Origin of the sequence: Nitrincola alkalisediminis (assembly GCF_009821115.1) — a bacterium.
GTDB classification, from domain to species: Bacteria; Pseudomonadota; Gammaproteobacteria; order Pseudomonadales; family Balneatricaceae; genus Nitrincola; species Nitrincola alkalisediminis.
Genome location: NZ_VYTY01000001.1, coordinates 58,989 through 81,794 on the forward strand (window position 1 = coordinate 58,989; position 22,806 = coordinate 81,794).

The window sequence follows — 22,806 nt, forward strand, 5'->3', positions numbered from 1 at the left end:
AGTGAGCCTTGCGTGAATTATATCGCTATAAATGTTATAGTATAACAATTAAAATGCGAAAGTAGATCGGTTTCCGTTCAGACACCTATTTAAGCCATCTCTGCAGTAATTCTGATAGCTTTTCGGCATTATACGGCTTCGCTAGATAATCGTTCATCCCGCAGGCTAGGCAAGCCTTGCGATCGTCTTCACTTGCATTGGCCGTCAAAGCTGCAATCGGAGTCAGAATATCTCGCTGCCGTATGATACGAGTTGCTGTAAAGCCATCCATAATGGGCATTTGGCAGTCCATTAAAATTAAATCATAGGTTTCGGACTCAAGCAGATGAATAGCTTCCTCACCATTCTCGGCTAATGCAGCCTCGATATTGAATTTTTCCAATAACTTTAACGCTAGCTTTTGGTTTACTGTATTGTCTTCAACCAATAACACCCTCCTATCCGCATAGTTTGTAAACGGGCAACGTGCCTGAGTTGGATTGTTCGGTGCTTCGCAAGGAATATAAGGCAGCTCAAAATAGAAGCAGGAGCCTTGTCCAAGAGTACTTTCTAACCAAAGGGTGCCATTCATTAACGTAATGAGCTCTTTAGAAATCATTAAGCCGAGTCCCGTTCCGCCATATTTGCGACTGGTTGAGTTATCTGCTTGGCTAAAACTTTGAAACAGTCGTTCCTGAGCTTCTTCAGAAATGCCAATTCCGCTATCTCTAACTTCAAATCGAATCCTGTGGTTATCCAGCAAGTGAACATTCAAAGTGACTTGGCCCACGTCCGTAAATTTGATCGCATTTGACACTAAGTTATTCAGAACCTGTCGGAGTCTTAGAGGATCTGCTTTAACCCATCCACTAATTGCAGGGTCAATTGTTTGGATCAACGCAAGTTTTTTATTCTCAGCAAGATGTTGAAAGATGCTACGCATCGTCGTTAATAAGTCGTTTAGATCAACGGGTGTCATGTCTAAACTCATTTTGCCCGCTTCAATTTTAGAGAAGTCTAAAATATCGTTGACGAGACCGAGCAGCAGCTCGGCTGAGCGCATAGCGAGATGAACTTGTTCAGCCTGTTCTGTCGTTAAGGGTGTTGTTTCTAAAAGAGACAGCATGCCAATGACACCATTGATAGGGGTTCGAATTTCGTGGCTCATGTTCGCTAGAAATTGGCTTTTTGCTTTGCTTGCGTGGAGTGCTTTTGAGTGAGCATTTTTTAATTCTAAGGCGGCAGCATTGATGCCTTTTTTCATTTCGAGAAGATCGCCTTGGTAATTACCCACGATACGTTGTTCAAAGTTACCAAGGACGAGTTGGCCCATGACTTGGTTCGATTCAGCGAGGGCTCGTTCAAGATTTGCAAGCAGTCTATTAATATTTTGCGTCATGACGCCTAATTCATCTTTACGGTAGACTCGAACTTGTTGTGAAAAACGCCCTAAATTGACTGTTTCGTTAATGACGGAAACAATATGTTTTACAGGGACTAAGATACGATGATTCACAATCCATAAAAGCAGAGCGACAACACAGGTCACCACAAAAAGTGTGGCCGCTATCAACAATAGTGTCGCTGACCGTACATTATCTATGCGAGATTTGATTGATGTTTTATACCCCAATAATAGGCTTCTGCCAATATAAACGCCTGATCGATCAAATAACGGGAAATCGTATAAAATAGCCTGATCAAGGTAGGTCACACGTGGCTCATTAGACAGTTTGTTTGGCAAGTAGGTTGCCAAGTTTTGAGCAAGGGATACATCAAACCATTCTGAATGAGCAAGGAGATAGTGTTCGTTAATTGATGGAAGCTGGGCCAAGACTGGAGGATAACGACCCGAAAAGCGTTCTAAAATGGAGTCTTTATTTAACAATAGAATCCAATCCAAATCATCGTTTTCCATAGATCGAACAACGGACCCAATCCCCTGTGTCACAGATATTAAACCTATAATTCATCTTAGCCTAATAGAGCGTAACTCAACAACTTTACACGACCCCTTAAGTGAATGATTGATAAACTGTTCGATGGTTGATGACTTGGGGCAATGTTTGAAGCACGATTTGTCAACTGGCTATTCGAAGGTCATTAATGCGATAATCAAAATTGATTTGATCCGACAAGCAGCCCCTTCCTTTTAATGCAATGGGTGGCTTGTTGGGTTTAAAACAGCCTCGACAAAGAGGTTGTAAACGTGTCCCCCGATACATCTGTACGAGGGCAAGGATGGTCTGCAAGCTTAGATGCTAATACTCCACACGGGTTCAAATACATGAGCGATACTGATAACTGGCGAAATAAATACCGTGATGCAGCGCGTGAGTTAGAGGGATATGAAAAAAAACAGCAGCTCTTGTTGAGCCAAGTGCATGATTTAGCCTTTCAACTTAGTTTAGCAACACACGGCCAAGATCCGCAGTTGGATCGCTTGATGTCGGGTTTTACACATGATCTTAATAATGGTGATCTGAGTCGCCTCCCCAAGTATCTTAAGCAAATAGAGAAGCAAATACGGGGGTTAGATGGTCTTCGTTTGCAAACATCGCAGAAGATCATGAAGCAGCTGCGTTTTTGGAGCAAAGAGGTTCAGGCCAAGGATAAACACAAGCGGCATCTGGCATCATTTGAAAATCTAGAAGAGCAAATGCGTGAGCATGCTGAGAATATTCATGCATTGCCCGATATGATCTCAATGTTGTTGGATGTTCAAACCCGTATACAGAATGATGAAAGTGAGGCTGAACAAGACGACCTGGCGGATCATAGCGATATGGCCAACGCTCGATTGGCCAGCAGCCTGTTGGAGTTGGTTCAGCGTTTGATTGTTCCAGCGGAATCGATACCCAGAGCCACAGCCCTGATCCAGCGCCTTGAGCAGAGTCATTCGACGGATGATCTGGATGACTGCCTGAAAGAAGCCACTGAGCTTGCACGTTTAAGTGGCAGCGGTACGGACTCAGATATTCAAGCTTATTTATCGGGTTTGAATGAGCAGTTGGCTTTTTTACGACAGTTTTTTGATACGCAGGAAGAAGCTGAACATCAGCAGTTGCGTCGAAACAACCTTCTGGATCAGACGGTTAGATCTGACGTCCGAATGATTCATCATAATGTCCAAAAAAGTCAGGACATTAATGAACTTAAGACAGCGGTGAACGTGCAACTCGTCAGTATTATTAAAGCCATGAATCACCACAAGGCGTCCGAGCAAAAAAGAATAGAACTGTTAAGGTCTGAAAAAAAGGCATTGATGGAGCGCTTGGATTCAATGGAACGGCAGAGTGATCAGCTGAGGCAAACGGCTGAAAATGCACATGTGAAGTCTCGAACAGATCCATTAACAGGTCTGCCAAACCGTTTAGCGTATGATCAGCGGTTCAATGAAGAACTGGTTCGTTTTAATCGGTATGGAACCGTATTTTCTCTTTGTGTCGGCGATATCGACTACTTTAAACGCGTGAATGATACCTATGGTCATTTAGCCGGTGATAAAGTGCTCCTTTTGATGGCACGTGTCCTTAAAAAACAACTGCGAGATGTCGATTTTATTTCTCGCTTTGGTGGTGAAGAGTTTGTCATACTCATGCCCTCAACCGATGCCAATGAAGCCATGATTGCCGCTGAAAAAGTGCGTCAGACTATTGAAACAAGCCCGTTTAACTTTCAGAGTACACCCGTCAAAATCACCATGTCGCTTGGTATAACTCAGGTTAAAGCCGGTGATACGGTTAACAGTATGTTTGATCGTGCAGACAAGGCGATGTACAGCGCCAAACAGGCCGGACGTAACCGGACTGTTGTTAAGTAGTGGGTTGGGGTCTTAAGGTGTACTCGCTTGTGCACAGTGGGTTTGGTGTTAGGTTAGCAGCTGGTGTGAGGACAGTCATTTAACTTTTATCTATTGCTTCAGGCTGGAGATTCGTTTATCAAGGATAGAGCGTTGCTTTTTAGACACGGAGGCAGTGATTGATAATGAAAGCAGAGTATCCAAGGTATTATGACTATTGGGGTAAAATCAGTAAGGAAGCTGAAAAATCAGGCTTCGATGATTTTCATTTGCTTGTCTACCACAGTCTTGACGTGGCAGCTGTTGGTTGGCACCTGCTGAGCGAGCAATCGAGTTTGTGCCAGGATTTGGCGGGTTTTCTGGGTATTACTCCCAGTGAGCTGAGATCACTTTTTACTTTTGCTCTTTTGTTGCACGACCTTGGCAAATTTTCAGCTGCATTTCAAAATCTTTATCCCCTCGAGAAACTGAATCTTCCTCCTCAGACGTCGGCAAGGCCGTATGACGGTAAGTTGGCACGCCATGATCGGTTGGGATGGGGGATTTGGAAAATAGCTTCTGATAAAGAGCTATTTAGTCTTAACCACTTTATCAATAGAGACCTTCCTGGCCGAACCTTGAATAGAACCCTAGAGGTCTTGCTAGATTGCAGTTGGGGACACCATGGCAAGCCAATTTTGCATGGTCCATTCATTGACCTTGAAGACTATTGTGTTGATGCAAATATTTCAGATGCTGTTTCCTTTATTCAGGATGCCAGTCAGCTTGTTGAGTTAAGTTGGCCACCTCAGTTATTTGAAAAAGAAACGCTTTCACGGCTGAGGCAGGTGAGTTGGCATTTGGCCGGGCTTGCCGTGCTATGCGACTGGCTTGGCTCTAATACCAGCTATTTCCCCTATTGCGCTGAAAAAAAAGCACTCGCGTCGTATTGGTCTGAAGCCCTTCAAAAAGCACAAACAGCTGCGCAGCAGACAGATCTTTTTAATGCCTATGCCGTGCAGCCATTTTCAAGCTTTGAGCAGCACTTTAACTACTCGCCTACGCCTTTGCAGCACTGGTCTGCTAGTGTGGAGATCGAATCAGGACCACAGTTGTTTATCCTTGAGGATGTAACTGGTGCAGGTAAAACCGAAGCAGCACTCTGTTTGACTCACCGCCTTATGGCAGCAGGATTGGCCGACGGCTTTTACTTTGGTTTGCCATCCATGGCGACGTCTAATGCCATGTTTGAGCGAGTCAGTCATCTCTATTTAGGCATGTTTCAACAAGGTCGGCCCAGTATTGTACTTGCACATGGAGCGCGAGATATGCATCAGCAATTTCGTGAACTGGTGATGGTGGATACTCGAGATGACATCAATTACCAGTTAGCTGAACAAACCGCTACAGCCTCGTGCAACCAATGGTTTGCAGATTCTCGCAAGAAAGCCTTATTGGCGTCTGTGGGTGTTGGAACTGTCGATCAGGCACTACTGGCTGTTTTGCCGCGTCGCCATCAGGCTCTGCGAATGATCGGTTTGCACAGAAAGGTCCTGATTTTTGATGAGGTACATGCAGCGGATGAGTTCATGTTGGAGCTTTTGTATGACCTTCTCGCGCTGCATGTACGCCAGGGGGGGTGTGCAATTCTACTGACAGCAACCTTGCCCGTTCGTCAGCGTCAGCGGTTATCTAATCGTTGGTTGCAAACCTTGGGTTGTGAGCAGGATGAGGCGGAGTACGAAACAGGTTTTCCTCTGGCAACGCAAGTCAGTATGAGTGGGTTAAAACAGCAAGTGGTTGCTTCTCGCCCTGAGGTGAGCAGGTCGCTTGAGGTTCAGTTTTTATCGTCTGCCGCAGATTGTTTGGGTGTTATCCAGAAAGCCCTGGCGTCTGATCAATGCGTAGTGTGGATTTGTAACTCTGTCGCAGATGCTCTTGAAGCTTACCAGCAAGTCTTGGCGGTTGTACCTGAGCCAGAGCGTTGCTTGCTTTTTCACAGTCGTTTTACCTTGCTTGATCGGCAGCGTATTGAAACTGAGGTGCTGGACTGTCTTGGCAAAGAATCCAGTCCAGTCCAGCGTCGAGGCAGGGTTGTGGTTGCTACGCAGGTCTTCCAGGAATCTTTGGATGCCGATGCTGATGTGATGCTGTCTGATATCTGCCCGATAGATGATTTGATTCAGCGTGCAGGGCGTCTGCATCGTCATACACGAACGCGCGATGGTCAATATCAGTCGAACATTATTGATCAGCGTGATGCTCCTGTGCTGTATGTTCACGCACCCGAATGGTCAGAAGAGCCGAGTGAGAATTGGCTAAAAAGTGGGTTTCGGAATACTCAGGCTGTCTATCGATCGCCGGGTAGGCTTTGGTTGGGTATGCGGGCGCTACGTGAAGCTGGTGCTATCCGTATGCCGGGTGAGGCGAGAGTGTTGATTGAGGCGGTCTATGGTGAAGAGGCTTACGATAATATTCCAACGGCTCTCCAGCAGTTAGAAGACTTACATCAAGGCGATATCAATCGTAAAACCAATAAAGCGTCACAGCAGTTAATTGACTGGGGACAGGGTTATGGTGCGTCGAGTACAGCACAATGGTTTGATGATGATACGGAAATTAGCACTCGCTTCAGTGATATTGAAACAGTCCAGGTGTTAGTGCTCAAGCGAGGTGCAGGCGGTGACGTGGTGTTCTGGGCTGAAGGTAATCCGCACCCGCTGGCCATGAGCGTTCTTAAATTGCCGAAGCATCATGCTGATAAGTTGCAGTTGCTAGAAGCTGTGGACCCTGAGTCTGCTGAAGCATTTAGACTGCGCTATCGGCAGTCTAAATACTATCGTTTGTGGTTGGCTGAAGAGGATCCTCAGTATACCTATAGAGCTGATATTGGATTTGCGTAAAAGTCCCCGCGGGTGCGGGGAACGGTCGTTTCTACTAACGGATCTTGGAGATCATTAGGGTTGATCTCCGCTAGAAGGCGAAGAACAAGGTCTAGCATAGTGATGAAGTGTCTTACCGGCAACTGTGCTTATTAGTAGTTCAATAGAGATCTACTAAATGAATCCTAATATAAAATACAGGTCTAGGAGACCATTACTTATTATTTTTTGACTTGGTTAATAAATAACCATATGATGTTGTTGTGGCTTTATGGTGGAGCGTAAATGAGGCAGCTTCACCCCAAGTACGCCCACGCGTAGCAACGTTGATGTTACTTGGCTCAGCCATGGCTTGCAACTTAAGTAAGTTAAAGTCCTCATTGTTCTTGAACCAGCATCAGTAAATCCTGAATTATATGAGGAAATTACAATGAATCGATATATTGTTAACCGTAATGCCCAGGCTAACGGTGATCATGAAGTGCATAACACAACCACTGGCTGCTCTTTTATGCCTAATCTTGAGAATCAAATCGATCTTGGGTATCACGCGTCCTGCCACTCTGCGGTTGCTGAAGCAAAACGTAGGTTGCCCGGTCAGCGAGTAAATGGTTGTTACTTCTGTGCCAACCCATGTCACACCAGTTAGCATCATAATGTCTGGCAAACCTCTGGAATGCCAGACAGTTCGGTCTTAAGGCTTGGCCTATTAAGGTTCCTAAGTCTAAATAAACCAACTGGCGGGGAAAAATTCCCGCCAGTTCTTCTGTACAGGAGGACAGATGAATCTACTTTTCGACGCTTGGCTGCCCGTTCGCTATAGCGATGGGAGCCGTCACATCGTTTCTTTCGATAAGTTGAAAGATGCCGATATTCTCGACTTTGATTTTCCTCGTGCAGATTTTCAAGGAGCTGCGTATCAGTTTGCTATTGGTGTTTTGCAAACCCTGCTGGCGCCAGAAGACGAGGACGCTTGGGCTGATTATTATGATCAGCCTCCGACTTCTGAAGAACTTCTCTCGCAGCTTGAGAAGGCTCGTCATGCTTTCAATATGTTCACTGATGCGTCAGATGCTCCATTGTTTATGCAGGATTTCGACCTTTTAGCCGAGGTGGAAGCTTCTCCATTCTCAGGGCTACTGATTGAAGCACCCGGTGGAAATACGCTCAAGCATAACACTGATCACTTTATCAAACGTGGTCTCTGCGATACGGCTTCATTGCCGATGGCGGCCATTGCCTTATTCACTCTTCAGATTAATGCCCCCTCAGGCGGGCAGGGGCACCGTACCGGCCTCAGGGGTGGAGGTCCACTAACCACTCTGGTTTTGCCAAATGAAGCATCTGCCAGTTTGTGGCAAAAACTCTGGCTGAATGTTCTGAGTCGTGAGTTGTTTACCTATGACGACCCTGATTTACATAGTGCGACCGTGTTTCCCTGGTTAGCACCAACGCGTCAAAGTAAGGGAAATGGAACAGAAGTCTATGCTAAGGATGTACATCCGCTGCATATGTACTGGGCCATGCCTCGGCGTATTCGCTTGGTTGTCGAACAAGGACAGGCAACCTGTGATTTAAGTGGTTTGCCCTGTGATGTGTTTGTGCGTGAGTATCGCACGCAGAACTATGGTTACAACTATAGCGGTGAGTGGTGGCATCCTTTGACTCACTATCGAAAAAATCCTAAAAAACCCGATGAGGATAATCTTTCTACCAAAGGTCAGCCTGGTGGGATCACCTATAAACAATGGCACAGCCTGAGCTTTTTGGATCCGGTTGAAGGTAGTATCCCGGCCAGAGTTGTATCCGCATATGGAGACGGACGGTATGACTTGATACAGGGACCACAGTATCAGCGTCTATGGTCCTTCGGTTATGACATGGACAATATGAAAGCACGTGGTTGGTACTCTACCGAATTGCCTTTATTTGTTCTGCTCCAGCGTAAGCGAGATCAATTACTCAAGCATATTAAAACAGCCCAGCAGCTAGCCTCAGAGTCTCTTTGGATGTGTCGGACAGAGATAAAGAGTGCTTGGTTTGAAAAGCCGGGCGATGCGAAGGGTGACTTCAGCTTTATTGATCTGCAATTCTGGCAACGTACTGAAAGTGCTTTCTTCGAGACTGTTAGCGTGCTGCTAACCGCAGAAGACTCCGATATCCCCTTAACACCAGAACAGGCACAACGCTGGTTGCTAGCCTTGCGTGGTACAGCGCTTGATCTGTTTGATGAGTTGGTGTTGTCCGCTGCCGATGATCATAAACATATGCCTCGTTTTATTAAGGCAAGACGTGCGTTGACCGGATGGTTTATCAAAGGCAAACCGCTTGTTGCGTACAGGCAGCAGTATAAGATAGAGACAAATTTTTAAACTCAAGCAGTGCAGGAGGCTTGAATATGAGTAGCACTACTGAAAAAAAGGAGCGTCGGGAAAAAGCGCTATCAGTTGTGGAACGCTGGTGGATGCAGATGGCGCTTTCTCAAGAAGAGCTCAAAGCAAAAAATCTGCATAAAGCGCCGACACGTTATCGTGCAGAACTGCGACGCTGTGAGAATGCCGATGCGGCTATGTTGACCGAAGCGTTTCGCGATTTGTGGCTGCACCTGCCGGAAGAGATTAGTCAGGAAAAACAATACAACATCCAGGCCTATGCCACTATCGCAGCCGTCCTGTCTCATATCACCAAGTCTGATACAAAGCGTTTCGCTGCAAGCCTTGGCAGCATCGACACCAAAACAGATAAGCCGGTTGTCAGTGAACTCAGGTTGCAACAACTTCAAGCCGCAAAAGACCCCGATGTTTTTTTTCGGCGACTACACCGATTGGTTAAGCAGCTTAAGGGAGTCGCCAACCCTCGTGAATTGGCCAGCGATATTCTGGACTGGTTTGATGAGCACTATGGTCACGTGACGACACGTCGAGCAGATAAACGTGTCGCTGTGCGCTGGGCGCTAGATTACTTTGGGGCTCAGTCCCGCAAAGTCTCACAATCAACAGCAGATTGAACTACTGATCTATTAAGGAAAATATCATGAGTAAATTTATTCAGCTTCACCTTCTGACCTCTTTCCCACCATCAAACCTGAATCGGGATGATTTGGGGCGCCCAAAAACTGCGCGAATGGGCGGTGCCGAGCGTCTGCGTATCAGTTCACAGAGTTTAAAGCGTAACTGGCGTTGTTCTGACCTGTTTGAGTCATCCATGGCAGGGCATATTGGTATCAGAACCAAGCGTTTTGGTTTGGAGTTGTATGATTACCTGCTCAAAAAAGATGTGAATGAGAAAAAAGCTAAACAATGGTGTGAAGCAATCGCAAAGCAATTTGGGAAATTGAAAAAAGATTCGTTAGAAATTGAACAGCTGTCGCATATCAGCCCTGATGAGCAAAAGGCAGCTTATCAGTTGCTGGATCTACTGATTGCAGAGGACAGAGCACCTGATGAGAAAGAGCTCAGTTTACTGACGAGCCGCACCAAAGCTGTGGATATTGCGTTATTCGGTCGTATGCTGGCGTCCAGTCCAGAGTTTAATATTGAAGCGGCTTGTCAGGTTGCACATGCGATCAGCGTGCATGGAGTTACGGTCGAAGATGATTACTTCACCGCTGTAGATGACCTGAATGATGGCATGGAGGACAGGGGGGCATCCCATATTGGTGAGTCGGGTTTCGCCGCGGCACTTTTTTATAGCTATATCTGTATTGATAAAGAACTGTTAATCGAAAATCTGGATGGTGATGCGGAGCTGGCCAATAAGGCAATAGCCGCGCTTGTCGAAGCTGCTGTCAAAGTGCCGCCCAAAGGAAAGCAAAATTCTTTTGCAACCCGTGCCTATGCTAGTTATGTACTGGCGGAAAAAGGTAGTCAGCAACCCCGCTCATTATCCGTAGCTTTTCTGAAGCCTGTAAGAGGTGATGATCAGGCTGTTGATGCAATTCAGAGACTGGAAACACAGTTGAATAATTTTGATCAGGTCTATGGTGCCTGCTCTGATCATCGCTGCAGCATGAATGCAATGACAGGAGAGGGAAGCTTTCAGGCGCTACAGGCATTTATCACCGACTAAGGAGTTAAGTGATGCAATATCTTGTATTCAGACTCTATGGACCTATGGCCAGTTGGGGCGAAGCGGCTGTTGGCGGTGATAGACCAACGGCCCAATACCCAGGGCGCTCTGCTGTTCTGGGTCTACTGGCTGCAGCGATGGGAATAAAGCGAGACGAGCAGGATCGTCTTGCCTCGCTGGCAAACTCAGTACACGTCGCGGTCAAGCAGCTCAGTTCGGGTGTGTTGATGAGGGACTATCATACGGCTCAAGTACCCTCTCAGGATAAGAAAATACAACACCGGCACCGGAAAAGTGAACTCAGTGTGCATGAGAGTAAGCTTAATACGGTCCTCTCCAGCCGTGATTATCGTTGCGATGGTGTTTGGGTGATAGCCATATCATTGGCTCCCGGTCATGACGTGGATTTGCAGTTGTTAGCGAACGCTTTGGTTAAACCAAAATTTACGCTTTATCTAGGGCGGAAGTCTTGCCCACTTGCAGCGCCCTTGATGCCACAATTGATCGAAACGGATTCTTTGAAAAATGCTCTGGACATGGAGTTTCCTTCTTTACTGAAATCACCGCAAGAGGACCAAAGCTGGTTGCATCTGCCGCGTCAGCAGCATTATTACTGGCAAGGAGATAAGCAGCAGATACACCCATCTTCAAACTCGGTGGTTCGAACCCTGCAACGCTGGGATGAACCGGGTAACCGCATGAAGTGGCAGTTCAGTAGTCGTGATGAGCATCAAATCACCATTAACAAGGAGTGAGTGAATGTATCTGTCCAGAATTCGTTTTTTACCCACCTCATCTGCCAGAGCTGCATTACTGAAGATTCAGCAACAGGGTAGCTATGCCAGCCATCAACTCCTATGGCGGCTATTTACAGAGCAGAATGAGCGTAATTTTTTGTTTCGGGAAGAGCAAAGCAAAGGGTTCAATGGCCCCAAAGGTCTGCCTGAGTTTTTAGTGCTTTCAGAGGTAGAACCGATCTGCCAGGAACAGCTGTTCCAGATTGAGACAAAGCTATTTAAACCTCAGCTCTGCTCGGGAGATCGTCTTGCCTTTCGTTTGAGAGCAAACCCAACAATCGCACTGAAGTCGCAAAATCCAGACCAGAAAAGGGGAGGGCGTCATGATGTGCTGATGCATGCTAAAACTCAGGCCAAAATTGAGGGAGAGACTAATCCTGAGGTCATTCAGCAGAGAATGGAACGTGCTGCCATTGATTGGCTTACAGCTCCCGCTAGGCTGGAGCGTTTAGGCATCGACTTTGATGTTGAACCTAATGTTTGTGGATACAGCCAGCAGCGTACTCACAAGAAAACCGGACGTCAACCCATCAGTTATTCTAGTGTGGACTATGAAGGAATCTTGATAGTCAAAGAGCCAGGCACATTTCTGTCGCAACTGGCAGTAGGTATTGGACGGGCCAAGTCATTTGGATGTGGGTTGATGTTAATCCGTAGAGTTTAGCTAATTTAGGGAGGGCTAGGGAATGTCATTTATCCCCTTGAAGCCTATACCACTGAAAGATCGCAATTCAATGATTTTCATTGGAATGGGGCGTATTGATGTAAAAGATGGCGCCTTTGTGGTGATTGATGAAGTGAAGGGTGAACGGATGCATATCCCGGTCGGCTCACTGGCCTGTCTCATGTTGGAGCCGGGTACTCGTATTTCTCATGCCGCAATGAAGCTGGCGGCTGAAGTAGGCACCTTGATCACTTGGGTTGGTGATGGCGGCGTTCGTTTTTACTCGGCTGGCCAGCCCGGTGGTGCACGATCTGACAAGTTGCTATATCAGGCAAAATTAGCCCTTGATGAGCAACTTCGCCTTAAAGTTGTAAGGAAAATGTTTGAACTGCGTTTTGGTGAGGAAGCACCCAAACGACGCAGCGTTGATCAACTCCGCGGTCTTGAAGGGGCTAGGGTTCGTCAAACTTATCAGAAGCTTGCTCAGCAGTATGGTGTGCGTTGGAGTGGTCGTAACTATGATCCTAAAAACTGGGATGCTGGAGATACGATTAATCAGTGCATCAGTGCCGCAACAGCCTGTTTATATGGAATTACCGAGGCAGCTGTTTTAGCGGCGGGGTATGCCCCTGCAATCGGCTTTGTCCATACAGGAAAGCCTCTTAGTTTTGTATACGATATCGCCGATATCATTAAATTCGACACAGTCATACCGCTTGCCTTTCGTATTGCAGCTAAATCACCAGTTACCCCTGAGAGGGAAATACGAATTGCCTGCCGGGAAATTTTCCGTACCGATAAAACACTAAAGCGACTCATACCTTTGATTGAAGAGGTTTTGGCAGCAGGTGAGATCACACCACCTGAGCCTTATTCAGATGCGCAACCACCAGCGTTACCTGAGCCACTTTCAATCGGTGATGCGGGACATAGGAGTGGTTGAATATGAGTATGTGCATGATTGTGACCGAAGCGGTGCCACCTAGATTGAGAGGTCGTTTAGCGATATGGCTGCTGGAAATCAGGGCGGGTGTCTATGTCGGCGATGTGAGTAAACGAATCAGAGAAATGCTCTGGGAGCAGGTATCTGTTATGGCAGAAGACGGTAATGTGGTGATGGCTTGGGCAACTAATACAGAGTCTGGATTTGACTTTGTAACCTATGGTCAGAGCCGACGAGAACCAATTGATTTTGATGGTTTAAGGCTGGTCACATTCTTACCATTGCAAAATGAAAATTAGAGCCTAATAACGCTCTTTAACAATATGGAATATTTGGTAGAAAAATGCATATGCTTTTTTCTTCATTAAATCAACTATATACTTTTAGTCTGTTCCCCGTAGGCACGGGGATTAACCGTTGAGCTTTCACCCAAGCTATTACGTGACCATCTGTTCCCCGTAGGCACGGGGATTAACCGCGAAATAACTTTCCAAAAAAAGGTATAGGTATCTGTTCCCCGTAGGCACGGGGATTAACCGAAACCGATGCCGTAGCCTGTCGCAAATAACAGCTGTTCCCCGTAGGCACGGGGATTAACCGGTAGAAGAAGTGCCAGAACAACCAATGCAAGACTGTTCCCCGTAGGCACGGGGATTAACCGGTTTATGTTGGCACATCATCACCACGTAGATACTGTTCCCCGTAGGCACGGGGATTAACCGCGTTTCGGCAACAAGATCTAACACAGAGATCACTGTTCCCCGTAGGCACGGGGATTAACCGTCAACTCGCTTTTTTCCTTTCTATGTTTGAAACTGTTCCCCGTAGGCACGGGGATTAACCGCGCCTTCAGCTCTGCTATATGCCGCTTGAATGCTGTTCCCCGTAGGCACGGGGATTAACCGTTGTGCTCCGTCAAATGGAGCTAAGAGAGAAGCTGTTCCCCGTAGGCACGGGGATTAACCGCTCTGCCGCTGCAAGTTGAGTTGACAGCCCCACTGTTCCCCGTAGGCACGGGGATTAACCGTGCATGGGTATCAATTCAGGATACGTTGCCAACTGTTCCCCGTAGGCACGGGGATTAACCGTACCGGAGCAATTCAAATCAGCTTGAGAAACACTGTTCCCCGTAGGCACGGGGATTAACCGGAATCGGAACAAATTTCAGTTTGCGAGTATCACTGTTCCCCGTAGGCACGGGGATTAACCGGTCTTGAACTGGACGTGAACAGGGTTCCGTTTCTGTTCCCCGTAGGCACGGGGATTAACCGTTGAAGACTTTGAAATCAATGGGATGGCTCTTCTGTTCCCCGTAGGCACGGGGATTAACCGTCTAGTAAATTATTGAAAAAATGGTTGCACTACTGTTCCCCGTAGGCACGGGGATTAACCGGGCCAGTTCTAACACGGAGTCGGCGAGAGACACTGTTCCCCGTAGGCACGGGGATTAACCGCCGCGCACACAGATCGACCATGTGATCGGGGACTGTTCCCCGTAGGCACGGGGATTAACCGAGGAGCAGCTAGCCGTCTATTACGACATGGTGCTGTTCCCCGTAGGCACGGGGATTAACCGCAGACATCGGAGACGCTTTTGTGCATAGGCTCCTGTTCCCCGTAGGCACGGGGATTAACCGTCCGACATGCGTTGTCGGATACGTTCTCCAATCTGTTCCCCGTAGGCACGGGGATTAACCGCGTTATTAGATGGCAGATTATTTCAGCGTCGACTGTTCCCCGTAGGCACGGGGATTAACCGCCGTTATTTTTGGCGAGTATGATGCGGGTATTCTGTTCCCCGTAGGCACGGGGATTAACCGGCGGTAAAATGCCAGTAGACACTGGCTTTCTGCTGTTCCCCGTAGGCACGGGGATTAACCGCACAAACAACGGTACACAGCCATCCGCACCGTCTGTTCCCCGTAGGCACGGGGATTAACCGGTGAAGAACGCTCCATTCCACGCAGCCCGGACCTGTTCCCCGTAGGCACGGGGATTAACCGCCTGACTCAATACCTGGTACAGCTCTTTGTTTCTGTTCCCCGTAGGCACGGGGATTAACCGGATCGGTATGTAGTGATGCGTGACTTTGACGGCTGTTCCCCGTAGGCACGGGGATTAACCTTTCTTCTAATTGTAAATGTTCAATAACCGAAACTGTTCCCCGTAGGCACGGGGATTAACCGCGATATTTTACTGCAGCAGCAGGACGTTCGGACTGTTCCCCGTAGGCACGGGGATTAACCGACTTATCATAACGCCAAACAGTTTGATCACACCTGTTCCCCGTAGGCACGGGGATTAACCGACCTTGATTATAAACCCCAGCGTTTTGCTCGGCTGTTCCCCGTAGGCACGGGGATTAACCGGCGATTCAAAATATTCATATATGGCCCTGACTCTGTTCCCCGTAGGCACGGGGATTAACCGTTCGTCAAAAACCCAGCCCAAACCAACTAGTACTGTTCCCCGTAGGCACGGGGATTAACCGGGACATATGAGCAATCAGTAATTGCACCATCGCTGTTCCCCGTAGGCACGGGGATTAACCGCAGGTTCTGTCAACGCTGCGCGCGCGCATTCACTGTTCCCCGTAGGCACGGGGATTAACCGTACATTGAAACTTATGAGCACATACCTGACTTCTGTTCCCCGTAGGCACGGGGATTAACCGGCAATTCCAAAGGCTTCTGGTGAGAAACCTCCCTGTTCCCCGTAGGCACGGGGATTAACCGGCAGCCCTGCAGCGTGCAGAATGGGAGCGAACCTGTTCCCCGTAGGCACGGGGATTAACCGACCCCTGGCCGACACTCTGCGAGCGATTAACGCTGTTCCCCGTAGGCACGGGGATTAACCGCGCTTTCCTTTTCTTGCCTTAAGAAAGGCAGACTGTTCCCCGTAGGCACGGGGATTAACCGCAACACCCCTTCTCTTTGCCGATCTAGATACCCTGTTCCCCGTAGGCACGGGGATTAACCGCCTGGATCAATGCCTAGCGGTATTTGACGGACCTGTTCCCCGTAGGCACGGGGATTAACCGCTTGCATATCATAGATTTTTTTCAAATAGTCGCTGTTCCCCGTAGGCACGGGGATTAACCGCTAAAAAACGCGAAGGCGACCAATCGTGAGCGCTGTTCCCCGTAGGCACGGGGATTAACCGTGACATTAGCGGTGCAAGACTTGGCCGGTATTCTGTTCCCCGTAGGCACGGGGATTAACCGTTAAAGGAGGCTATCGCCTCCTGCGCTATCCACTGTTCCCCGTAGGCACGGGGATTAACCGGAGTTACCAGTTCAGAATCAACCAACGAGATACTGTTCCCCGTAGGCACGGGGATTAACCGCTCCAATTCCTCATTGCATAATATTTGATTTGCTGTTCCCCGTAGGCACGGGGATTAACCGCCATCTAATAAACTCAATTAGGTCTTCGTATACTGTTCCCCGTAGGCACGGGGATTAACCGACAAACTGTACTGTAGATGGGAATGTAATAATCTGTTCCCCGTAGGCACGGGGATTAACCGAGCGCACAACGAAGAGTTGCAACGCTATAATCCTGTTCCCCGTAGGCACGGGGATTAACCGTCATGAATCTCACCCGTTTCCATATCCATGATCTGTTCCCCGTAGGCACGGGGATTAACCGCGGACTCGAACCGCTGACCCCCGAGATTGCAACTGTTCCCCGTAGGCACGGGGATTAACCGTTGCACTTTATCTAAGCACTCCGCTGTATCATCTGTTCCCCGTAGGCACGGGGATTAACCGAAATGAGTTCATAAGAGAGGCGATCCATGAGTCTGTTCCCCGTAGGCACGGGGATTAACCGTTCCCTAAAAATAAAAATAAATATTAAATATTCTGTTCCCCGTAGGCACGGGGATTAACCGCTGTTATGGATTCAGCCCCGCCAGGTGTTGGACTGTTCCCCGTAGGCACGGGGATTAACCGCGTCTAGGTAGATCGCCAGACATAGCCGACGCCTGTTCCCCGTAGGCACGGGGATTAACCGTCCTAAGGATTTTGCTGCGAACGCGATGATGGCTGTTCCCCGTAGGCACGGGGATTAACCGTTCGGCATCTCTGCAATGACCTATCCACTGGACTGTTCCCCGTAGGCACGGGGATTAACCGTTTTACAGTTATCGCATACGTGCCAACGTTTACTGTTCCCCGTAGGCACGGGGATTAACCGCCTGCAATAGAGCTGGTTTTCTAGTTTTTAGCCTGTTCCCCGTAGGCACGGCGCATCTAAATTGATTTCTGCAAGTTAAAAAACGCACAAGGGCGATAGAAGAAGCTCAAAGTATGAGTCAGTGATAGCAATGGGCATAGACACCATACTAGTGAATTTTATAATCTAGGTGCTGTGTAGAATCTATGCAGGGGGAAGGCCCCCGAGGGCTATCCAATGACCTTGCTGATGGTATACAGGCGCAGCGACTATGCTGCACACCGCAAGCTTTTATCCAGAACAGTCTATATTAGCTTCCTCTCAACCTTCATCCGAATACACACAGACATTCCAATCGGCCGCTAATCCATCTTCAGCTAAACAATAGCGCTCAAAAAAACCGCTGATCTCATCGCGTTGGCAGTGGGTTTCGAAGCTTTGCATGTCTTGCCAGATTTCATGGAAAACGATGGGAAAGCTTGTGCCTTCTGCAAATGGGCTTTGGATGTGTTTCGTGACAATGTATTGAATGCAACCATCTTCCCTGAGGGTGTTGGGTTCCAGAGATTGTAAAACTTTGAAGAGTTCAGCCTCTTTTCCAGGTTTGGGAAGAAATTGAGCGGTACAATAAACTTTGGATGACATAATTGGCTCTCTGATGAGTGAAATGGGGGGAGCAGGGGGCGGCAAACACCTGCCGTTACCAGTTAAGATTGGCAATTGTTGGCCCAGCATTATTTTTTATCATAGGACAAGCCTTTGTTTTTGTGTAGCGTTTATTTATTGGTCTGAGTTTTGCTATTGATTCTTTTGTTAAGCAGATCACTGTTTGGAAAGGAGAATGACAGATGAAAATTGATCAGACACAGGTAAACAACATCCGAATCGGACATCCAGACGCAAGCTCACGGGTAAGTGCATTAAATGGATCCAGTGGTTTTGGTGATCTGCTTGAGCAGATGATGCAACAGTCCTCTCAGCCATCACCGCACGCGCAAACCACTGCGTCACAGGCATTAGATGAGTCGACGCGGGTGGAGGATGAAGCGACCTCGCAAAAGCAGCGTGAGGCGGTTCGAGATCAGCTATTGGCATTGTTAGGTATGACTCCAGCTGAGCGTATCCGTTTTGCGTATTTACAGTCTAAGGGGTTAACAGAAGAGCAATTGGCAGCCTTGCCACCGGAAGAGCGTGAAAAAATCGAAGCTGAAATTCAAGAAGAATTGAAACATAAGCTGGCAGCTGTTGCGGATCGTCAGGAAGCGCGAATATGAGATAGCAGGGGGTAGTGAGAACCTATAGAACGTCGGGTATTTTCGAAGTCGAATTAATAGAAACAGCCATGAGAAAACAGGTTGTTTGGATCTTTCTCGGTTTGGCTGTTTCTTGTGTCGCTATCGTGAGGTTTTGAAATGTTCAAAGACGTTTAAGCTTCTCATTTCGAGAGCTTTAAATGGCTAGGCTTTTTCGTTGCAAGCGCTTGGTCGCAGCCGTTTAGTTTCGATATCTTTCCCAGCGATAGCCTTGCATGGTCATACAGCTTCTGACGAGGTCATTTCGCTCTGCTACCCCTTCAATGCGATTCATGCCGACTTTAAATTGGCATTCAGCAAATGCATTTTCGGCATCATGAAGGTTCACCCCTTCTCATTTAATCCAATCTATCGCCTAAAGCGTAGTATTAAATTTAATCTTAGGTAAGGGGTTATATGTTGGTATCGTCTAACGAGCTTTCCAGAATCATCGAAATGGCTTGGGAAGATCGCACACCCTTCGAAGCCATTGATCAGCAATTCGGGCTAACAGAATCACAAGTGATTCATTTAATGAGAACAAACCTCAAACGAAGTAGCTTTAATCTCTGGCGATCACGTGTTTCTGGTCGCAAAACCAAACATCTGCAGCTGCGAAGCCCTGAGGTTCAACGCGCTTACTGCTCAAGACAATACAAACACAAATAAGTTTTATCCGACGATATCGATCCGAAAGCCTATTAGACTATGGCAATTGAGCAAACAATTCAAAAGTCGAAGAGTTGATTTGAAATGCGTGTCACACAATCTGTCACATCAGATTGTTAAGAGACTAAGACAAAAAAAGGGAGATCAGTAAGTAACTGATCTGCCTTCTAAAATTTGGTAGCGGGGACAGGATTTGAACCTATGACCTTCGGGTTATGAGCCCGACGAGCTACCAGACTGCTCCACCCCGCATCAACGTGGAGCAAATATTATAGATAGAAGGGCAAGGTGTCAAGCGTATATTCGAATTTATTTCATTAATATTAATTGATAGCACGTTTTTGCCTTAAAATGGCATCTTTTTGGCACTGGAGAATGAACTGGGACAAGTGCTTTTCATCTTTAACGTCTAGGTCAACGAGTTTTCCAGCGTAACGTGTTTCACTTTTGTGCACGATATTAATGCGGCAGTGAAGTGTGATGTCCTTGCCCTCCAGCAAAAAGCTGAATTTTGCCATGTGCTGGCCGCCCTGAAGAGGTCGTGCAGTCGTGAAGGCAACGCCTTTTGTCGAAAGGTCTTGTAACTCAACTTTATGTTGATCGACGTACAAGGCGATAGGGTCTTGTTGTACGGGTACCATCCGATAGGCACGTCGTTCATCATCCTTGTTATCAGGTAATGAAATCTGAGGCTTCATAATTTTGGCAACTCTATTTTTTCCAGCACAAATTCTATGCGTCGGTTCATGGCTTGGTTGATCTCCGAGTCATTTGGGACCAGCGGCAAAGTGTCGCCATAGCCAGTAGCTGTCACTCGAATAGGCGCAAGCCCACCCTCCACCAAAAAACGCAATACCGTTGTAGCTCTTACGGCTGAAAGCTCCCAATTGGATGGAAATTGTTCTGTATTTATGGGTGTGTTATCAGTATGACCTTGGATTTCCAGTTTAAATCCAGGATTCATTAACGCTATTTCTAATACGGAGTCTAGCACTGGCATCATGGAACGTCTAATGTTCGCTGATCCTGTTTCAAACATAATCGCTCCATTGACCCGCAGGTTGAGCTTTCCGTCTTTAGGTGTACCGATTTCAACCCAGCTGCCCATGTCTGAACGATTGAGTGCTGCGTTTAAATCCGTTGCAATTTCGCTGAGCTCAGCATTCGCTGCTTCAAGCAATGCTTGTTGAAAACGCATTTGATCGGCTAAGAAGGAATCCTCGGAGGAGCGATTAATAATAGGGTGATCGATTTCTGGAATTTGACTGGTATCGGGGGCGGATACCTCTAGCTCAATTAGACTATTAGACGAACCTTCACGTGAGAGTGCCAAGCTGATTGAACGAGCGGTTTCTTCAAAAGACTCCATTTCAATACTGGAAATGGAGAAGAGTAAAACGAAAAAAACGAGAAGGAGAGTCATGAGGTCGGCAAAGGTAGTGATCCAGCCAGGACCGTCATTCTCCTCAAGCAGTTGTTGTTTTCGGGAGGCCTTCATGTCTTTTTGCCGCTTGCTTCATTTTGAGTCTTGCCTAAGCGCAGGGGTTTGCGTGAGTCTTCAGGTAAGTAAGAGGATAGCTGTTCATACACATGTGCATAGTGGTCGTTAGTTAATATGCTGATACAGCCTTCGCGAATAATTTCCAGGTTTGTGACTTCGACAAGTGTACGAGCGCGTAATTTACCTGCTATGGGTAAAAAGATAACCGTGGAGAGGAGTGAACCATAAAAGGTTGTTAAGAGAGCAATGGCCATTGCTGGGCCAATGGTTTCGGGGTCTTTGAGCGCGCTTAACATTTGAATAAGGCCGATTAGGGTTCCCAGCATACCGAAGGACGGCGCGTACATGGCCATTTTTTTAAACACATCTTGCACCGTGTGGTGACGTGAGATGAGTGAGTCAATTTCATTTTGCAGAGTGTTGCGGATGACTTGCTCCGATGCGGCTTCTGCAAGTAAATTTGCCGCTCGTCGCAAAACATGGGAGTTGGTTTCAATGTCACCGAGCTTTAGCAAACCGTGGCGGTGGCTGATTCGGCTTAGCTCCAGCATGGTGTCAATCATCTCTTGTGCGTTGGTGCGGTCTCGTGTGAACACAATCCACGCCGCTTTGAACGCGTTGAGAACATCGCGGAACTGAACGGTTAGAAAGGTTGCGGCGATGGTTCCACCAGCAACAATCATCATGCCAGGTACGTTAATGAAGACGTCTGAGCTGCCTCCGATTGCGATAGCGCCAAGTATCAGAGCAAAACCAAGAATGATACCGATGAGTGATGCAAAATCCATGGCCCTTCCTTAATGGTAAGCAAACAACAGACGAGGGTTCTATTGTCAGGTTAGTGGAGTGCGTTTGGTTGTGCCAGTGTGAAAGCCTGAATTGGGGCACGGAAGCTAAGCTCTCCAGCCGTCATATTGTAGTACCCTTGCATGCTGCCAACCTCAGTTGATAGCACCGTGCCACTGGTGTAGCTGTAACTTGAACCCGGTGCGATGACGGGTTGTTCGCCAACAACCCCTTCTCCTTGTACCTCTTGGACATTTTCATTGCCATCGGTAATGAGCCATTTACGGCTGAGGAGCTTAACCGCAACGCTGTTATTGTTACGAATGGTAATGTGGTAAGAAAACACAAAGCGATGCGCATCTGGATCAGATTGCTCTTCCAAATAGGCGGTTCGGACCTGGATGTCGACGTTATTGCTAAGTTCACGAGTATTCATTGTACGGTTATTATCCTTTTAGATCGGCAAGGTAATCGCTGATTTTAACGAAATCAGCCAGCGATAGGCGTTCTGGACGTAGGTTGGGATCTATTCCAATGCGTTCAAGCGCATCGCTATCAATCAGTTCTTTAAGGTTGTTGCGTAACGTTTTGCGACGCTGCCCAAATGCGGTTCGCACTACTTGCTGAAAAAGTTTATGGTCCTTCGCTGGGTAGGGGAGCGTTTTGTACGGCACCAGTCGAACAATGGCCGAGTCAACTTTAGGCGCTGGGTGGAAGGCACCAGGAGGTACTAAAAATAAATTTTCAACCTTGCAGTAGTACTGCGCCATGATGCCTAAGCGCCCATAATTGTTTTCGCCAGGGCCTGCCGCTAAGCGAAGAACCACCTCTTTTTGCAACATAAAGTGCATGTCTTCGATAATATGGCTGTGGCTCAGTAAATGAAAAATCAACTGGGTTGAGATGTTGTACGGCAAGTTACCAATGATGCGCAGTGGACGGTCGTCTTGGATCAGTTGCTGGAAGTCAAAGCGCATGGCGTCTGCTTCGTGCACCGTAAATTGATCACCATAGTTAAAAAACTTGGTTCTCAAAATAGGGACTAAATCTCGATCAAGTTCGATGGCGTCCAAAGCGCCAGTCAGGTCTAGTATTTCTTCTGTTAAGGCACCGAGTCCGGGCCCTATTTCAACCATATGTTGTTCAGGCTTTGGGTTAATGGCGCGAATAATCCGACGGATGATGGATTCATCCTGAAGGAAGTTTTGTCCAAAGCGTTTGCGAGCTTTATGGCCCGCGTCATGTTTACTCATATCGTGTTTAAAT

20 protein-coding genes, 1 tRNA gene and 1 CRISPR repeat array are annotated in these 22,806 nt (G+C 47.4%); of the genes, 12 read left to right on the forward strand and 9 right to left on the reverse strand.

The annotated features are described in order from the left end of the window. Window positions 1-85: 85 nt before the first annotated feature. Window positions 86-1,897, reverse strand: a complete 1,812-nt coding sequence (locus F5971_RS00280) for an ATP-binding protein (protein ID WP_193493374.1) — start codon at window positions 1,895-1,897, stop codon at window positions 86-88. A 369-nt stretch (window positions 1,898-2,266) separates the two neighbouring features. On the opposite strand from F5971_RS00280, the gene F5971_RS00285 reads away from it, so the two are divergent. The 10 genes from F5971_RS00285 (at window position 2,267) to cas2e (ending at window position 13,413) form a co-directional block, all read left to right on the forward strand. Continuing rightward, the gene (locus F5971_RS00285) at window positions 2,267-3,802 is read left to right on the forward strand and encodes a GGDEF domain-containing protein (protein WP_193493376.1); all 1,536 of its coding nucleotides are present in this window, start codon (window positions 2,267-2,269) and stop codon (window positions 3,800-3,802) included. Between the two features lie 164 nt (window positions 3,803-3,966). Next, window positions 3,967-6,663, forward strand: coding sequence for a CRISPR-associated helicase Cas3' (gene cas3, locus F5971_RS00290; protein ID WP_193493378.1), 2,697 nt, complete (start codon window positions 3,967-3,969; stop codon window positions 6,661-6,663). Window positions 6,664-7,072: 409 nt separating this feature from the next. Continuing rightward, complete coding sequence (locus F5971_RS00295) at window positions 7,073-7,291, forward strand: hypothetical protein (protein WP_193493380.1); 219 nt, start codon at window positions 7,073-7,075, stop codon at window positions 7,289-7,291. Between the two features lie 133 nt (window positions 7,292-7,424). Further along, entirely contained in the window at window positions 7,425-9,014 is a 1,590-nt protein-coding gene (gene casA, locus F5971_RS00300) for a type I-E CRISPR-associated protein Cse1/CasA (protein WP_193493382.1), read from the forward strand. A gap of 26 nt (window positions 9,015-9,040) precedes the next feature. Then, on the forward strand, window positions 9,041-9,649 hold the full coding sequence (gene casB, locus F5971_RS00305) for a type I-E CRISPR-associated protein Cse2/CasB (protein WP_193493384.1): 609 nt from the start codon (window positions 9,041-9,043) through the stop codon (window positions 9,647-9,649). A gap of 26 nt (window positions 9,650-9,675) precedes the next feature. Next, window positions 9,676-10,710 (forward strand): type I-E CRISPR-associated protein Cas7/Cse4/CasC, encoded by a 1,035-nt coding sequence (gene cas7e, locus F5971_RS00310; protein ID WP_193493386.1) that lies wholly within the window; start codon window positions 9,676-9,678, stop codon window positions 10,708-10,710. An 11-nt stretch (window positions 10,711-10,721) separates the two neighbouring features. Continuing rightward, window positions 10,722-11,465, forward strand: a complete 744-nt coding sequence (gene cas5e / locus F5971_RS00315) for a type I-E CRISPR-associated protein Cas5/CasD (protein WP_246187732.1) — start codon at window positions 10,722-10,724, stop codon at window positions 11,463-11,465. Between the two features lie 4 nt (window positions 11,466-11,469). Then, window positions 11,470-12,171, forward strand: coding sequence for a type I-E CRISPR-associated protein Cas6/Cse3/CasE (gene cas6e, locus F5971_RS00320; protein ID WP_193493390.1), 702 nt, complete (start codon window positions 11,470-11,472; stop codon window positions 12,169-12,171). A 22-nt stretch (window positions 12,172-12,193) separates the two neighbouring features. After that, window positions 12,194-13,114: a type I-E CRISPR-associated endonuclease Cas1e gene (gene cas1e / locus F5971_RS00325; protein ID WP_193493393.1), complete on the forward strand. Its 921-nt coding sequence runs from the start codon at window positions 12,194-12,196 to the stop codon at window positions 13,112-13,114. 2 nt (window positions 13,115-13,116) lie between these two features. After that, complete coding sequence (cas2e, locus tag F5971_RS00330) at window positions 13,117-13,413, forward strand: type I-E CRISPR-associated endoribonuclease Cas2e (protein ID WP_193493396.1); 297 nt, start codon at window positions 13,117-13,119, stop codon at window positions 13,411-13,413. Between the two features lie 89 nt (window positions 13,414-13,502). After that, window positions 13,503-17,313: direct repeats of the CRISPR family, unit length 29 nt; unit sequence CTGTTCCCCGTAGGCACGGGGATTAACCG. A 300-nt stretch (window positions 17,314-17,613) separates the two neighbouring features. Here the strand turns inward: cas2e and F5971_RS00335 are convergent. Continuing rightward, a complete protein-coding gene (locus F5971_RS00335) occupies window positions 17,614-17,937 on the reverse strand; it encodes a putative quinol monooxygenase (RefSeq protein ID WP_036507204.1) in 324 nt (107 codons plus the stop codon). Window positions 17,938-18,140: 203 nt separating this feature from the next. On the opposite strand from F5971_RS00335, the gene F5971_RS00340 reads away from it, so the two are divergent. After that, on the forward strand, window positions 18,141-18,566 hold the full coding sequence (locus F5971_RS00340; protein ID WP_193493398.1) for a hypothetical protein: 426 nt from the start codon (window positions 18,141-18,143) through the stop codon (window positions 18,564-18,566). A gap of 220 nt (window positions 18,567-18,786) precedes the next feature. On the opposite strand, the gene F5971_RS00345 is transcribed toward F5971_RS00340, so the two are convergent. Then, complete coding sequence (locus tag F5971_RS00345; RefSeq protein ID WP_193493401.1) at window positions 18,787-18,933, reverse strand: hypothetical protein; 147 nt, start codon at window positions 18,931-18,933, stop codon at window positions 18,787-18,789. A gap of 68 nt (window positions 18,934-19,001) precedes the next feature. Between F5971_RS00345 and F5971_RS00350 the strand changes: the two genes are divergently transcribed. After that, entirely contained in the window at window positions 19,002-19,253 is a 252-nt protein-coding gene (locus F5971_RS00350) for a TIGR03643 family protein (protein WP_036506276.1), read from the forward strand. A 175-nt stretch (window positions 19,254-19,428) separates the two neighbouring features. On the opposite strand, the gene F5971_RS00355 is transcribed toward F5971_RS00350, so the two are convergent. The 6 genes from F5971_RS00355 to rsmA all read right to left on the reverse strand — a co-directional run bounded on the left by F5971_RS00355 (window position 19,429) and on the right by rsmA (window position 22,793). Further along, window positions 19,429-19,505, reverse strand: a tRNA-Met gene (locus F5971_RS00355). 71 nt (window positions 19,506-19,576) lie between these two features. Further along, a complete protein-coding gene (locus F5971_RS00360; protein ID WP_036506277.1) occupies window positions 19,577-19,951 on the reverse strand; it encodes a PilZ domain-containing protein in 375 nt (124 codons plus the stop codon). Further along, entirely contained in the window at window positions 19,948-20,751 is an 804-nt protein-coding gene (locus F5971_RS00365; protein WP_036506279.1) for an OmpA/MotB family protein, read from the reverse strand. The genes F5971_RS00360 and F5971_RS00365 overlap by 4 nt, the downstream gene beginning before the upstream one ends. Further along, entirely contained in the window at window positions 20,748-21,542 is a 795-nt protein-coding gene (locus tag F5971_RS00370; protein WP_193493403.1) for a motility protein A, read from the reverse strand. Before F5971_RS00370 ends, F5971_RS00365 begins: the two co-directional genes overlap by 4 nt. A gap of 50 nt (window positions 21,543-21,592) precedes the next feature. Continuing rightward, window positions 21,593-21,976, reverse strand: a complete 384-nt coding sequence (apaG, locus tag F5971_RS00375) for a Co2+/Mg2+ efflux protein ApaG (RefSeq protein WP_036506283.1) — start codon at window positions 21,974-21,976, stop codon at window positions 21,593-21,595. A 10-nt stretch (window positions 21,977-21,986) separates the two neighbouring features. Continuing rightward, window positions 21,987-22,793, reverse strand: coding sequence for a 16S rRNA (adenine(1518)-N(6)/adenine(1519)-N(6))-dimethyltransferase RsmA (gene rsmA / locus F5971_RS00380; RefSeq protein WP_036506286.1), 807 nt, complete (start codon window positions 22,791-22,793; stop codon window positions 21,987-21,989). Window positions 22,794-22,806: the final 13 nt, after the last annotated feature.

What these genes read in the sequence shown, in the direction of transcription:
- F5971_RS00340 (WP_193493398.1), top strand. Translation starts at nt 18,141, where the DNA reads ATGAAAATTGATCAGACACAGGTAAACAACATCCGAATCGGACATCCA.
- cas1e (WP_193493393.1), top strand. Translation starts at nt 12,194, where the DNA reads ATGTCATTTATCCCCTTGAAGCCTATACCACTGAAAGATCGCAATTCA.
- cas3 (WP_193493378.1), top strand. Translation starts at nt 3,967, where the DNA reads ATGAAAGCAGAGTATCCAAGGTATTATGACTATTGGGGTAAAATCAGT.
- cas7e (WP_193493386.1), top strand. Translation starts at nt 9,676, where the DNA reads ATGAGTAAATTTATTCAGCTTCACCTTCTGACCTCTTTCCCACCATCA.
- casA (WP_193493382.1), top strand. Translation starts at nt 7,425, where the DNA reads ATGAATCTACTTTTCGACGCTTGGCTGCCCGTTCGCTATAGCGATGGG.
- cas2e (WP_193493396.1), top strand. Translation starts at nt 13,117, where the DNA reads ATGAGTATGTGCATGATTGTGACCGAAGCGGTGCCACCTAGATTGAGA.
- F5971_RS00365 (WP_036506279.1), bottom strand. Translation starts at nt 20,751, where the DNA reads ATGAAGGCCTCCCGAAAACAACAACTGCTTGAGGAGAATGACGGTCCT.
- casB (WP_193493384.1), top strand. Translation starts at nt 9,041, where the DNA reads ATGAGTAGCACTACTGAAAAAAAGGAGCGTCGGGAAAAAGCGCTATCA.
- apaG (WP_036506283.1), bottom strand. Translation starts at nt 21,976, where the DNA reads ATGAATACTCGTGAACTTAGCAATAACGTCGACATCCAGGTCCGAACC.
- F5971_RS00285 (WP_193493376.1), top strand. Translation starts at nt 2,267, where the DNA reads ATGAGCGATACTGATAACTGGCGAAATAAATACCGTGATGCAGCGCGT.
- cas5e (WP_246187732.1), top strand. Translation starts at nt 10,722, where the DNA reads ATGCAATATCTTGTATTCAGACTCTATGGACCTATGGCCAGTTGGGGC.
- F5971_RS00360 (WP_036506277.1), bottom strand. Translation starts at nt 19,951, where the DNA reads ATGAAGCCTCAGATTTCATTACCTGATAACAAGGATGATGAACGACGT.
- F5971_RS00370 (WP_193493403.1), bottom strand. Translation starts at nt 21,542, where the DNA reads ATGGATTTTGCATCACTCATCGGTATCATTCTTGGTTTTGCTCTGATA.
- F5971_RS00350 (WP_036506276.1), top strand. Translation starts at nt 19,002, where the DNA reads ATGTTGGTATCGTCTAACGAGCTTTCCAGAATCATCGAAATGGCTTGG.
- F5971_RS00335 (WP_036507204.1), bottom strand. Translation starts at nt 17,937, where the DNA reads ATGTCATCCAAAGTTTATTGTACCGCTCAATTTCTTCCCAAACCTGGA.
- rsmA (WP_036506286.1), bottom strand. Translation starts at nt 22,793, where the DNA reads ATGAGTAAACATGACGCGGGCCATAAAGCTCGCAAACGCTTTGGACAA.
- cas6e (WP_193493390.1), top strand. Translation starts at nt 11,470, where the DNA reads ATGTATCTGTCCAGAATTCGTTTTTTACCCACCTCATCTGCCAGAGCT.
- F5971_RS00280 (WP_193493374.1), bottom strand. Translation starts at nt 1,897, where the DNA reads ATGGAAAACGATGATTTGGATTGGATTCTATTGTTAAATAAAGACTCC.
- F5971_RS00295 (WP_193493380.1), top strand. Translation starts at nt 7,073, where the DNA reads ATGAATCGATATATTGTTAACCGTAATGCCCAGGCTAACGGTGATCAT.